We start from the raw sequence: 12841 nt of genomic DNA, 5'->3' as shown, positions 1-12841 counted from the left end.
ATCTGGGGCTATATTTTTCTCTTCAAGGTAGATGTTTAGCATCTTACCTTCTTTTTCTACCTGCGTTAATTCAAAATAATCCAGAATACCTTCCGGTAATAATAAACTGATCAGGGTTTGCTCGGCTTGACTCAAAATGAAAATTTTCGTTTGGTTTACGAATGCAAAAGAAAGAATTTATTTCCTTCCCCCCAAGAATTCCGCTTGATCCACCTTCAGGCATAACTTACAGAGGATCAATAAAAAAGGGTTGCTTTTTTATGAGCAACCCTTTGATTCTTCGGACATCAGTCCGGTATGTACCCGGAGCCGGAGTCGAACCGGCACGGTTTCCCACAGGTGTTTGAGACCAGCGCGTCTACCAATTCCGCCATCCGGGCATTTCCTTCGTTAGCGGGTTGCAAATATAGGAACTTGTTTTATAAATGCAAACTTTTTAATTTAATTTTCTTCTTTTAACTTTTTGTCCACGATAAACGGTGCAAAAGGAAGTAAAGAAGCAGCGCCAATCATCGCTACTTTCTTGAAATTCCACTTATACTCTGTCCAGGCCATGATTAGGATCACGATGTACATCACAAACAGTAAGCCATGCGCCCAGCCGGTATATTTAACCGCAAGCGGCATATCGGCCCAGTATTTCAATGGCATTGCTATAAATAACAACAGCAGGTAAGACAGCCCTTCAGCTACGGCAACTTTTCTAAAAATGGATAGTGTGTTCATATAAATGGGTTTGAACTCAAAAGTAGCGCAAACAAACATTGTAAAAAAGCCCGAACAGGCTTTTTTACAATGCCGTAACACCTTATGCGGCAGATTCTGCCTTTTTGATACTTTCCCGGATTCGGTACAAGTATTTATTGCGGTAATATAAATCCTTTATAGCGTTCAGAATGCGAAGCTGGGCTTCCTTATCCTTAAGCTCAAAAGAAGTCGTCAGGGCAGCGATTTGATCACTTAAACCCTTTTCTATTTCGTCTACCTCAGTTTTCAAGGTGGCTAAACGCTCCGCATCCGGATCAAATTGCAAATCCATCAGCGCTTCATTTACGTCCATCATTTCCATTAGGAAAGACTGGGGAAGGCTATAATTCTCTCCTTCGACTAACTGACCTTTCAATTCCAGGATGTAATGCACCCTTTTCTGAGGATTACTTAACACCTGGTATGCTTTATTATTGATGGTGGTTAGTTCCAAAACTTCTGCCTGTTTCTCCTCCGATTCATTGATATAGAAATCCGGGTGATACTTTTTGCTCAGCTCGTAAAACTTTCTTTTGATCTCCGCAGCATCGGGATGAAAAGTAACGGGCAAACCGTAAAATTCAAAGTAATCTACCATTGCTTTAAGGTTTGAAGAACACCTTGAACAAGTCGTTCCCCAATACAAAGACCATCAAGGCCAGCAGCATCATGAAGCCCACCATTTGTGCGCGCTCCATAAATTTATCACCCAATGGTTTTCCTTTTACCATTTCGATCAATAGGAATACTACGTGTCCACCGTCCAATGCAGGAATAGGTAATAAGTTCATAAATGCCAATGCGATGGAAATAAAGCCTGTTGAAGCCCAGAATCTAGCCCAGATCCACTCACCACCGTAAACCTTACGTGCGATCTCTACAGGACCAGAGAATGCTTTATTGGCATTGATTTTTCCAGTTAATACTTTCCAGATTCCTTTGGCATTGTCGCTAAAAGTTTTCCATGCCTGATCTGCTCCAATAGGAAGCGCCGCAAGCAAGCTATATTTTATGGTTTCTTGTTTAATCTCATTTGGATTAAAGGCAAAGCCGATGGTTCCTGCAGTGTCCACTGGAATCTTTAGGTCTAAAGCTGTTCCCGCACGGTTAATCGTGAAATCAGTCGTTTTACCTTTGTTTTTTAAGATCAGTTCGCGAACATCAATGTCACTTTTAACAGGTTGTTGGTTAATGGCCACAATCTGGTCACCTTTTAACACGCCCGAAACAGCAGCAGGTTTGCCTGCAACCACACTGTCTACCGTTGCTGTTCTTAGTGGCACACGGCTGATAAAGGCTTCAATTCCCTGGTCAGATACTTTATTTAAGATGTTATCAGGAACTTTAATATCTAAGGTTTTATTACCTCGAACTACGGTTAAAGTGGTATTTCCAAGCAAGACTTTAGAACTGATCAGTTCTTCAAAACGAATTACTTTCTTGCCATTTACAGCAATTACCCTATCTCCTCTTTGTAAACCGATTTCTTTACCGATCTCTCCTGGATTGATCCCTACCAGCACAGAGCTATTTGGAATATACGTTTCTCCATATTTGAAGGTCATCATCCAGAAAATGAAGATACCTACTACAATGTTGACAATTACACCACCCAACATGACAATCAGACGCTGCCAAGCTGGTTTAGACCTGAATTCCCAAGGCTGCGCGGGTTGTTTCATTTGCTCAGTATCCATAGATTCATCGATCATCCCTGCAATTTTCACGTAGCCACCTAAAGGCAGCCATCCTATTCCGTATTCACAATCACCACGTTTGAAGCTAAATAATTTGAAGCCCCAGGCGTCAAAGAACAAATAAAACTTCTCTACTTTAATCCCAAAGGCACGCGCCGCCAGAAAATGTCCTAATTCGTGTAAAATTACCAGTATCGATAACCCTAGAAGCAACTGGGCTGCCATAATCAATCCGCTCATATCTTATATTAATGTTTTAATTTTGATTCGTTAATTCCTATTTTGTTACTAGTTGATTCGCAAATATACGCGTATGCTGATCTGTTTCCAGATAATTCTCCAGGCCTGGCTCGGCGATAAATCCAATTCCTTCCATACAGCTTTCAATCACCTCACTCATCTCCAAAAAGCCTATTTTATCCTGTAAAAATGCGTTTACTACCACTTCATTGGCCGCATTAATAATACATGGCATATTTCCTCCTTTTCTCAAAGCAGTATAAGCCAGGTCAAGATTTCTAAAGGTTTCGTTATCCGCCGGATAAAAGGTCAGTTCCGGGTACTCCAGAAAGTTAAAACGCTTAAAGTCCGTACTTATTCTTTCCGGATAGGCTAAAGCGTAATGAATTGGTAATTTCATGTCGGGAACGCCCATTTGCGCCTTCATAGATCCGTCCTTAAATTGCGCAATAGAATGTATTACTGATTGTGGATGTACGATGACATCAATCTGATCTGCTTCCAGGTCAAATAACCATTTTGCTTCAATCACTTCCAGTCCTTTATTCATTAAGGAAGCTGAATCTATGGTGATTTTAGCTCCCATCACCCAATTGGGATGTTTTAAGGCTTGTATTTTGGTTACATTGGCTAAAAACTCCCGGTCTTTCCCTCTGAAAGGGCCACCAGAAGCAGTCAGGTAAATTTTTTCGAGTGCTTCATTTCCTTCGCCTACCAGGCATTGGAAAATCGCAGAATGCTCTGAATCCACAGGAATAATCTTTACCCCATGTTTTTTCGCTAAACTGGTAATCAGATCACCAGCTACTACCAAAGTTTCCTTATTGGCCAGGGCGATGTCTTTTCCGGCTTCAATCGCAGCAATCGTCGGTTTTAAACCTGCAGAGCCCACTACAGCGGTCAATACCACATCTACTCCTGCTAAAGCCGCAGCTTCGCATAAAGCAGCTTCACCTGCCAGCACCTTGATTGCAGTCCCTGCCAAGGCAGTTTTCACCGTCAAATACTGACTTTCATCACCAATTACGACAAGCTCAGGCGCAAATATTAAAGCCTGACTGATCAATAAACTGGCATTACATTGAGCGCTTAACGCTAAAACCTTGTATAATCCAGGATTTGCCTGTACTACCTCCAAGGCTTGAGTGCCTACAGATCCTGTAGACCCTAATATAGATATGTTCTTCAATTAAATTCTCCCTGTTCTTCGTCTGTCTGACGAATTGTAAAACTACTTAAAACCTCTGCAATCTTCCTGTCATTTGATAAACGGGGAACTTTATTCTGTCCGCCAAGTTTACCTTCGGCTCTCATATAGTTCACAAAAGCGTCTTTTTGAAGGGAACGAATGATTAAAGGTTGCAATATTTTACCTTCAATGAGGTCAAAATAGTAAATATTCTTCTTTTGTAAGGCCTGATCTACCTTTTTACTGAAGGCCAGCAGGTCTTTGGGTGCTGCCGAGAACTCTACAAACCACTCGTGGTAAGGCAATTCGCCATGCGGGGTATTCACTTGAGGCGCCACCGTAAATTCAGTGATACCTACCCCCTCTTCATTGGCCACAGTTAAAAGTGCATGTTCCACTTCTTCGCCAATCACATGCTCTCCGAAAGCGGAAATAAAATGCTTGATCCTGCCCGTCACCATGATCTTATAAGGATCTTTAGAAACAAACTTAACGGTATCTCCAATACTGTATCCCCATAAACCCGCATTGGTATTCAGAATTAAAGCATAATTCTTTTCCAACTCCACTTCTCCTAAGCTCAAACGCGTCGGGTTTTCATTGTAATATTCATCAGCCGGCACGAATTCATAAAAGATCCCTGCTTTTGCCAGTAACAGCAAGCTTTTATCTTTCTGACTATCCTGATAAGCGATAAAGCCTTCCGAAGCAGGATAGGTTTCTATCGCATCAATTTTTCTACCGATACTTTCTTCGATTTTTGAACGGTAAGGCTCGTAATTTACACCTCCATACACGAAAAGACTGAAATCAGGGAAAATATCCTTGATCTTCTTACCACCGGATTGCTCCTGCAGTTTATCGAAATACATCTGTACCCATGGCGGAATGCCAGAGATCAGCGTCATATTTTCGCGAATAGTTTCGTTTACGATTGCATCCACTTTCTCCTCCCAATCTTCAATGCAATTGGTTTCATAAGAAGGAAGCCTGTTTTTCTGCAGGTATTTAGGGACCAGGTGGGCCACAATACCCGACAAACGTCCTACATTAATACCGTTTTTCTTTGTCATCACTGGACTGCCTTGTAAAAAGATCATCTTTCCGTTGATGAACTGCACATTACCGGTTTCATGGATGTACGTTAAAAGGGCATTTCTCGCTGCTTTGATGTGTTCAGGCATGGATTCCTTAGAAATAGGAATGTATTTTACGCCGGAAGTAGTGCCTGATGTTTTCGCGAAATACTGTGGTTTTCCTTTCCACATCACATCAGATTCGCCAGCCACTACCCGATCAATATAAGGTCTTAAAGCCTCGTAATCCCTTAAAGGGACTTGTTTTTTAAAATCTTCATAGTTCCGGATCTCTCCGAAACCATGATCTTTACCAAAGGCCGTATTCTTAGAGGAATCAATGAGCTGCGCAAGAATGGTCTGCTGCGCAGCGACTGCATTTTTTTTCCATTTGTTAATGCCTCTAACTACAACTGCCGCAAACGGTTTACTTAATGCTGCTTTTAATCCCATAATATTTCTTAAACGATGTTGTGTAAAATATCAGGATGTTCATCTCCTTTGTATTCTTTAACCATTCGGCGATACGCCACAGTCACCAAAGCTGTGGAGAATGGCACCACAATAAAGGAACTGAAAATAGCTGTAAATAAAGAAACGTAAGAGTAAATCTCGTAGTTAAAAATCAGACTGATCAATTGAAAACCACTCACCACTACGATATAGAAAAATCCGAATACAATCGCCTGAATCAGCACAAAGCCTCCGAAAATGAACAGCAATTTAATGAAGTTCCCTTTCGTAGTGGCTAAACTTAGCTTAATCGACTCGAAAGGATGTACATGTTTATCGATGATAAAGAAAGGAAAGAAAATAATCCTGATAAAGGTAAAGAAGATACTTAAGATCGCAATCGCTACAGCAATATTCACAATTACTTTACCCGCAGCCGTGAAATTACCGATGAAGCCCTGAGTCACTGCAAACTTTAAAATCAGGTCTAAAACATATAATACTGGCAATAGCAGGATCCCTACCAGGAAGATACTAATTCCAAAATATACGGTACCTACCAGGAAACGAATGATTTCTGTTCTGGTGGGTAATGTTTCAATAATTTGAATGTCCTTGTCGTCTTCTTTATCCAGCAGGCGGAAAATGTATTTCAGCAGGGAAAGGTTAACTATACAATATAATAAGACGAAGATCAGCAGCATGACTACCCTTACACCAGTTGGGAGTTCCCCCATAAAAAAGGCCATAAAAGTAGAAGTGGAAACGGTTATAAAAACCAGGAAACACAAGGTGGCAATAGAAAAATAATGGTCGCGCGTAACGATCCAGGCCTGCATGATCACATCCTTCACCGTAAACGTACTCTCCTTTAAAAAATTTATCATGGTTATTTAAATACTACACGCTTAAAAAAATCCTGCATAAACCCTAACCCATAAGCGCTGAGTTGAATGAATGATGCAATGATACTAAAAAATGCAACTTTTAAAGATTTGCTGACTTGCCAGGAATGAAAAAAGATCATCACAAAGTACAGCAGCAATATAAAGTTACCAATAAAAGCCAATGGTGGCCATACGAAATTCATCAATATTGTGAAGATCAAACCGCAGGTGAAAACTGCAGGAAAGAAATGTACCAATTTCAGTTCCGAAGGGAAATGTTTGTAGATATTGATCCTTGCTCTGCCAAAAAAATGAAGCTGTTTATAGAATTGTCCGAAGCTGGTTCTTCTCTTATGAAAAACTTTCGCAGCAGGAATGAGTCCGATCTTAAAGCCATTTTCATGGATTCTGATGCTGTACTCTATATCTTCTCCTAAACGGGTCAGGATAAAACCACCAACTTTTTCCCATACCGCTCTGGAAACGCCCATATTGAAGCTTCTAGGATGGAATTGGCCGATGTGTTTCTTGTTTCCTCTGATCCCTCCTGTGGTAAATGGAGAAGTCATGGCGTAACTGATCGCTTTTTGTACCGGGGTAAAAGTATCATGTGCGGCATCCGGACCTCCATAGGCATCCAGATGGTGCTCAAAAAGATAGTCTTTTACCGTTTCCAGGTAATCCTCAGGAATCAGGCAATCAGAATCGAAGATGACGAAATAATCACCTTTGGCACGTTCAAAACCGTAATTTCTGGCGAAACCTTGTCCGGCATTAGGCTTAAAAAAATACTTGATGTCTAGTTTATTCTCGTATTTCGCTACAATGTCTTTCGCATCATTTGTTGAGCCATCCTCGATCACCAATACCTCAAACTGAAGGTAAGTCTGCTTCGTTAGGGTAGTTAGCAGCTCATCTATTTCCTGCGGACGATTATATAGCGGGATAATTATAGAAAAAAACATGGCTTATAAGATCTCCTTTTCAATCAGATAAGCATTTCTTTCCGGTGCATTTCTAGTCACCAGTTCTGCCACAAATCCCGTAAGGAACAGCTGAGAACCTAAAATAATAGCCACTAATGAAATGTAAAACAAAGGCTGGTCGGTAATTTCCCTTTTATAAGGAATCAGCATCGCGATATGGTATAATTTTACACCGATCATCCAAAGCGCCATGATCGTTCCCAAAAGGAAACTCAACACCCCTAATGAACCAAAAAAGTGCATTGGTCTTTTACCAAACTTGCCCACAAAAAAGATCGACAATAAATCGAGGAAGCCGTTTACAAACCTGCTCAGTCCGAATTTAGTGACACCGTATTTTCTTGCCCTGTGTTCTACCACCTGCTCACCGATCTTTTTGAAACCGGCCCATTTTGCAATTACAGGGATATAACGGTGCATTTCTCCGTAAACTTCGATGGTTTTGACCACTTCTTTACGGTAGGCTTTTAAGCCGCAGTTGAAATCATTCAGCTGAATTCCAGACATTTTTCTAGTCGCAGCATTGAATAATTTAGTAGGAATCGTTTTTGAAATCGGATCGTAACGCTTTTTCTTCCATCCGGAGATGATGTCCAACTTTTCTTCTTTAATCCTGCGGAATAATTCCGGAATCTCATCAGGACTATCCTGTAAATCTGCATCCATGGTGATGATGACATCACCCTGTGCCGCTTCAAAAGCAACATTGAGTGCAGCTGATTTACCATAATTCCTCCTGAATTTAATGCCTTTTACCGCATTAAACTGAGTTTTCAATTCTTCAATCACTGCCCAGGAAGTATCGGTACTCCCATCGTCAACAAACAGGATTTCGTAAGAGAAGTTATTCGCTTCCATCACCTTAGCAATCCAGGAAGTTAACTCCGGAAGAGACTCGTCTTCATTATATAAAGGAACTACAATAGAAATATCCATGACTTAATAACGTGCTAAAAAAAAGCAACGTGCAAATTTCATCAAATAAAATGATAAAACTGCACGTTGTGTATTTATAAATACATAGGTTAAATTACTTTAATCTACGTCAAAGGGTCTTTCCTTCTTGAAAACTGCGGCGCCAATTAAGCTCGCAACTAAACCTATAATGGTATAAGTCATTGCGGTTCCAAAACCAACAAACAGTCCCATATAAGGGCGCATCATTTCTACACCTTTCACTTTTTGCTCATCACCGTCCGCTTGCTCAATTGCCGCAGCAAGCAACTCATCAGTAGCAGATTTATCTACAAAATAATAGATCACCTGTACTAAAAAAAGCAATAATCCAGCATAAGCAGCCACTTTAAACCCGGCAGAAAAACCACGGTTAAAGGTCATGTAATCACCCAGTTCTTTTTTATGGTTCGCTTGTACATAAACAATGGCTAAAAAGAAAGGCACATATGACAACAGCTGACTCACGACCTTAGAAGCGGTAGACAAATGTGTATTCGCTGGACTGATGTTCAGGAATTTAAACACAAAAATCAGTACAAAAAAGTATAGAGCAAAAGCAATAGCTGCTTGAAAAGCCAGTTTATTAGGCTTCTTCTCTAACTCAATTAAGTTTTGGTGCATATATTAAAGGTTTTAGTTTTTGTTAAAATTAGCAATTAACGTATAAACTGCAACATCAAATTCTTTATTAGGGCTATATTCCTGTAAATCTTTGATCACCTCTTCACTTACTTTCGGCTGGTGGAAGAAACACATGAAAGGAATAAATAATTCTTCCATTTCTTCTCCTAGATCGATCATACCTACATGGCTGCAAATATCTTCTACACTGCTTTCTACCAGGTTTTGGTTGGTGATTAAGTCTTCATAGATATGGAATTCGTCCTGGAACTCATCTTCTTCTACCAATAAGAATTCTTTCAGGAAGTCGCCAAGCTCAGGCTTAATGCGCTCATCATGACATTCATTGATGTACAACAACAGGTTTAAAAGCTCTGTACCTCTATCGATGGTTTCTTCTTCAATATCCGCCCACTCCTCAGTTTCCAGGTAATCTTCTTCTAATTTTTTCACATCATTAGCGAAGAAATTGATCATCAATAAATCGAAGAATACTTCTCTCAACTGCTCAAATGCTGGATATTCATTGAATACCTCATCAAATTCTTCCACTTTTTCCAGGAAGCCAAGATCTTTACTGAATACTTCGATCAACCCCTCTTCTAATTTGATAGAATCTATTCCAGAAACCTCAGCAAATTTATCTAACGACGCAATTAGCGCTGTTCTAACATGATTATCCATATTGTAATTGTTTGTTGTTATATACCAGTTGAACTTTACCGGTTAATTTTTTATTTAAAAGCGGTGAATTCGCCGATTTTGATTGATTATTTGTGGTGTTGTACTCCCATTCCAATGTTGGGTGATACACCGTGAAGTTGGCAATCTCATTTTCGGCGATCACTGGAACTGCAAGGTTTAACAATTTGCGAGGGTTGATAGATAATTTCTCGGCAATTTGTGTGGCATCCAATCCTGCTTTCAGCATCAATGGAAGTACCGTTTGCAATGCAATGATGCCATAAGCGGCAATTTCAAATTCTACAGCTTTAAACTCTATTTCCTGCGGACGGTGCTGTGAACACACGGCATCAATGGTACCATCTTTCAAGCCGTTGATCAACGCCCTTACATCTGATTTACCACGCAATGGTGGTTTCACTTTATAATTGCTGTCGAAATCATTCAAAAGCTCTTCCGTGAATACCAAATGGTGCGCAGCCACATCACAGCTGATTTTTAAGCCATCTTTTTTAGCTTTCTTAATCAGTGCGACCGAACCGGCAGTGGAGATATTGCTGATGTGTAATGGGGCTTCATGGTAAGCAGCCAGGAAAATATCCCTGCTGATGTGCATCTCTTCGGCCAATGCCGGAACACCCTTCATGCCCAGCAATACACTGGTTTTACTTTCATTGATCTGGGATTTACCAGAGATTGATTTATTTTCCGGATGCACCATCATCAGGCCGTTAAATCCTTTGATATATTGTAATGCACGGCTCATAAATCCATCATCACCAATCGGCTTGCTGCCATCAGAAAATGCAACCGCACCCGACTGCTGCATATCGAACATCTCTGCCAATTCTTTTCCTTCCAGATCCTTACTTACTGCCCCTACAGGCAATACATCTACCAGATTTCCTTTGGCTTTGTTGATGATATAAGCGATTTCTCCTTTGGAATGAACAATTGGTCTGGTATGTGGTAAAACGGCCAGTCCGGTGAAACCACCAGCCATTGCGGCACGTGTTCCCGTTTCAATATCCTCTTTAGTTTCAAATCCAGGATCTCCAATGGAACAGTTCAGGTCAAAGAAACCCGGCGATAAAATGGCACCTGCTCCGTCAAAAACTTCTTCCTTGCCGGAAGACTGCAAGTTGCTGCCAATGGCGGTAATCCTGCCCTGTTCTACACGTACATCACAAGTTTTTTGATGGAACTGGCTGTTTGGGTCGGCAATGGTTACCCCAGTGATGAGAAGATTCATGGTTTTTGTATGTTTTTTGTTTTATTAAAAAATCGGATCAATAGTATTTCGATGGCTAAAAAAACAACAGCCAAAATTAGGCAAAGTTTCCATAACTCTATACTGCTATTTTTTGCTTCTATATTTAACGATAAGGCATCTTTCTCAGAATTATGTACGGCGATCTTCTGTCCGCCAAATAAATCCTTCAGGTTTTGATCTGTGGCGTAGCTCATATCTGATTCTTTTCGATGGTCATTAAAGGCCAATACCGCTAATATAGAATCTGTTTTTTTCAGGTCGTAGAAGCCCGCTTTCTTCAGCTGATCGGCGATGTAAAGCAAGGTTTTTCCAGGGGTCTGTCGAATTTCAGGGATGATTTCTGTGCCATCTGCTGATTTTAACACCAGTGATTGATTGGCACCCACACTCGTTTTCTGCTGCTCCAGCAAATCATCTTTGCCGGCTGTATAATACATCGGCTGTTCTTTAGCACTGTTAAAAGCCACTTTAAAAAGCAGTGGCACAAACACCGGATGTCTGGATAAGTTCCCATCTTCTGGCCTTAGTGTGCTGGCCGACAAATATATCTTCCCTGCTCCAGCAGGGTATCTCGCAAAAAGGCTTTGGCTCAATGGCAATTGCAGAATGCTTTCTTTTCCTGCGGTATTTCTTTCCAGGTAGCTAAAATACCTGTTCACCACCGGCAGGTCCATATTTGCAGGAATCTGATCAAACACGTCTTTAAATAAAGGATCTTTGAGTTCGATGCTGCTGCTGACCGATTTCCCTGTTTTTAATTCTTGTACTGCAGGCAGTGATAAGGCTGTTAAAAATGGCGTATAAACTGCTGCACCTGCATTCAGATCTGGAAAAATCACCAGAGAACCTCCATTTTGCACATAGCTTTTCAGCTGCTGCGCCAGTCCGGAGGAAGGTTGTTTCAGTCCATTCAGCACAATCAGACTGTATTCCGGGAAACTCGAATAGTTGATATTTGCCTCCGCCATTTCCGTCAGTTTGAAATAGGGATCGGCAGCAAAGAGTGATTTTAAGAATTGCTGTGTAGGATCTCCTGAAATGGTCAAAACCTTCATTTCGTTATTTACGCGGAAGCTAAAATTCAACTCATCATCAAAAGTGATGGGAAAATCTTTAATGCTCAACACCCCTTTCTGCCATCCCTTTTCCAGACCGCTAAAAGAAAGGGTATCTTTCAGCGATTTGCCGGCAGGAACTTTTAGGTTACTGATGGCTTTTTGCTGTTGGTTGACGGTTAACTTTAAAGGCACATCGGCCGCATCTTCTGTCCCATAATTGCGCAGCTGTACAACCAATCTCTCGGCTTGTTTGGGCTGATGAACCGGAGACAAGCTCCATACGCTATCTACCGCAATATTTGCAAGTGCATTGGCTTTTAAGCTGATGAAGGAATACCGGATACTGGAATCAGATTTTATCTTTTCAGTTCCTGCAAAGTTCTGCTGAAAATCAGACAGCAGGTAAACCAAATGGTTTTTTCTGGAATCGCCTTCCTGCTGCAGCCTGTTGACCACTTGCTGCAAGGTTCTGCTGGCCGGGGATATTTTCAGCTCTTCCAGCATTTGGATGAACGCTTCTTTATTTAATTTACGCTGATGTTTGCCCTCAAAATCATTGGTCAGCAACTGAAACTGGTCGTTCAGCTGATACGCATTGGCAATTTCTTTTGCTTTGCGCTTCGCTTCATCCAGTAAATTCCCTTCCTTATTTACCCTCTCCATGCTGTAGGAATTGTCGATATACACACTGATCAGGTTGCCCTTATCTGGGTCTACGCCTGTTTCCAATGGGATATAAGGCCTTGCAAAAGCAAACACCAGGAACATGACCGCAAGGATCCTGCAGGCCAATACCAATAAATGCTGAAGTTTATCCCTGGAAGAATTCTGCTCTTTCGCTTCTTTAAGAAACTGTACATTACTAAAATATACCTTCTTAAATTTCCTAAAATTAAATAAGTGAATTACAATAGGAATGGCTATTGCCAGCACTGCGAAAAGAAAACCTGGGTATAGGAAATTCATTAAAAAC

12 protein-coding genes and 1 tRNA gene are annotated in these 12841 nt (G+C 40.9%); all 13 read right to left on the bottom strand.

Features of this window, described 5'->3' with window-relative positions; genetic code table 11:
* Positions 1-300 precede the first annotated feature (300 nt).
* The 13 genes from H9X96_RS18030 to H9X96_RS17970 all read right to left on the bottom strand — a co-directional run bounded on the left by H9X96_RS18030 (position 301) and on the right by H9X96_RS17970 (position 12834).
* Positions 301-380 (bottom strand) — tRNA-Leu (locus H9X96_RS18030).
* Positions 381-441: 61 nt separating this feature from the next.
* Positions 442-726 carry a DUF3817 domain-containing protein gene (locus H9X96_RS18025; RefSeq protein WP_062547243.1) on the bottom strand — a complete coding sequence of 95 codons (285 nt, stop codon included), beginning with the start codon at positions 724-726 and terminating at the stop codon, positions 442-444.
* Positions 727-808: 82 nt separating this feature from the next.
* Positions 809-1345, bottom strand: a complete 537-nt coding sequence (hscB, locus tag H9X96_RS18020; RefSeq protein WP_187667623.1) for a Fe-S protein assembly co-chaperone HscB — start codon at positions 1343-1345, stop codon at positions 809-811.
* A gap of 4 nt (positions 1346-1349) precedes the next feature.
* Complete coding sequence (gene rseP, locus H9X96_RS18015) at positions 1350-2684, bottom strand: RIP metalloprotease RseP (RefSeq protein ID WP_062547241.1); 1335 nt, start codon at positions 2682-2684, stop codon at positions 1350-1352.
* A gap of 37 nt (positions 2685-2721) precedes the next feature.
* Positions 2722-3873: a 1-deoxy-D-xylulose-5-phosphate reductoisomerase gene (locus H9X96_RS18010; protein WP_187667622.1), complete on the bottom strand. Its 1152-nt coding sequence runs from the start codon at positions 3871-3873 to the stop codon at positions 2722-2724.
* Positions 3870-5402, bottom strand: a complete 1533-nt coding sequence (locus H9X96_RS18005; protein WP_187667621.1) for a GH3 auxin-responsive promoter family protein — start codon at positions 5400-5402, stop codon at positions 3870-3872. The genes H9X96_RS18010 and H9X96_RS18005 overlap by 4 nt, the downstream gene beginning before the upstream one ends.
* 8 nt (positions 5403-5410) lie before the next feature.
* Positions 5411-6289, bottom strand: coding sequence for a hypothetical protein (locus H9X96_RS18000; RefSeq protein ID WP_187667620.1), 879 nt, complete (start codon positions 6287-6289; stop codon positions 5411-5413).
* A 2-nt stretch (positions 6290-6291) separates the two neighbouring features.
* Positions 6292-7254, bottom strand: a complete 963-nt coding sequence (locus tag H9X96_RS17995) for a glycosyltransferase family 2 protein (RefSeq protein WP_187667619.1) — start codon at positions 7252-7254, stop codon at positions 6292-6294.
* Positions 7255-7257: 3 nt separating this feature from the next.
* Positions 7258-8211, bottom strand: coding sequence for a glycosyltransferase family 2 protein (locus H9X96_RS17990; RefSeq protein WP_062547236.1), 954 nt, complete (start codon positions 8209-8211; stop codon positions 7258-7260).
* Positions 8212-8310: 99 nt separating this feature from the next.
* A complete protein-coding gene (locus H9X96_RS17985) occupies positions 8311-8853 on the bottom strand; it encodes a DUF4199 domain-containing protein (protein ID WP_062547235.1) in 543 nt (180 codons plus the stop codon).
* Between the two features lie 12 nt (positions 8854-8865).
* Positions 8866-9537 (bottom strand): hypothetical protein, encoded by a 672-nt coding sequence (locus H9X96_RS17980; protein WP_187667618.1) that lies wholly within the window; start codon positions 9535-9537, stop codon positions 8866-8868.
* A complete protein-coding gene (locus H9X96_RS17975) occupies positions 9530-10789 on the bottom strand; it encodes a dihydroorotase family protein (RefSeq protein ID WP_187667617.1) in 1260 nt (419 codons plus the stop codon). Before H9X96_RS17975 ends, H9X96_RS17980 begins: the two co-directional genes overlap by 8 nt.
* A complete protein-coding gene (locus H9X96_RS17970) occupies positions 10786-12834 on the bottom strand; it encodes a VWA domain-containing protein (protein WP_187667616.1) in 2049 nt (682 codons plus the stop codon). Before H9X96_RS17970 ends, H9X96_RS17975 begins: the two co-directional genes overlap by 4 nt.
* Positions 12835-12841 lie beyond the last annotated feature (7 nt).

It is taken from the genome of Pedobacter sp. N36a (assembly GCF_014472395.1).
In the GTDB taxonomy this organism is placed as follows: Bacteria; Bacteroidota; Bacteroidia; order Sphingobacteriales; family Sphingobacteriaceae; genus Pedobacter.
Note: the sequence above shows the minus strand (reverse complement) of the source record. Positions and strands in the feature narration are given on the sequence as shown.

What these genes read in the sequence shown, in the direction of transcription:
- H9X96_RS18025 (WP_062547243.1), bottom strand. Translation starts at nt 726, where the DNA reads ATGAACACACTATCCATTTTTAGAAAAGTTGCCGTAGCTGAAGGGCTG.
- hscB (WP_187667623.1), bottom strand. Translation starts at nt 1,345, where the DNA reads ATGGTAGATTACTTTGAATTTTACGGTTTGCCCGTTACTTTTCATCCC.
- rseP (WP_062547241.1), bottom strand. Translation starts at nt 2,684, where the DNA reads ATGAGCGGATTGATTATGGCAGCCCAGTTGCTTCTAGGGTTATCGATA.
- H9X96_RS18005 (WP_187667621.1), bottom strand. Translation starts at nt 5,402, where the DNA reads ATGGGATTAAAAGCAGCATTAAGTAAACCGTTTGCGGCAGTTGTAGTT.
- H9X96_RS18000 (WP_187667620.1), bottom strand. Translation starts at nt 6,289, where the DNA reads ATGATAAATTTTTTAAAGGAGAGTACGTTTACGGTGAAGGATGTGATC.
- H9X96_RS17995 (WP_187667619.1), bottom strand. Translation starts at nt 7,254, where the DNA reads ATGTTTTTTTCTATAATTATCCCGCTATATAATCGTCCGCAGGAAATA.
- H9X96_RS17990 (WP_062547236.1), bottom strand. Translation starts at nt 8,211, where the DNA reads ATGGATATTTCTATTGTAGTTCCTTTATATAATGAAGACGAGTCTCTT.
- H9X96_RS17985 (WP_062547235.1), bottom strand. Translation starts at nt 8,853, where the DNA reads ATGCACCAAAACTTAATTGAGTTAGAGAAGAAGCCTAATAAACTGGCT.
- H9X96_RS17980 (WP_187667618.1), bottom strand. Translation starts at nt 9,537, where the DNA reads ATGGATAATCATGTTAGAACAGCGCTAATTGCGTCGTTAGATAAATTT.
- H9X96_RS17975 (WP_187667617.1), bottom strand. Translation starts at nt 10,789, where the DNA reads ATGAATCTTCTCATCACTGGGGTAACCATTGCCGACCCAAACAGCCAG.
- H9X96_RS17970 (WP_187667616.1), bottom strand. Translation starts at nt 12,834, where the DNA reads ATGAATTTCCTATACCCAGGTTTTCTTTTCGCAGTGCTGGCAATAGCC.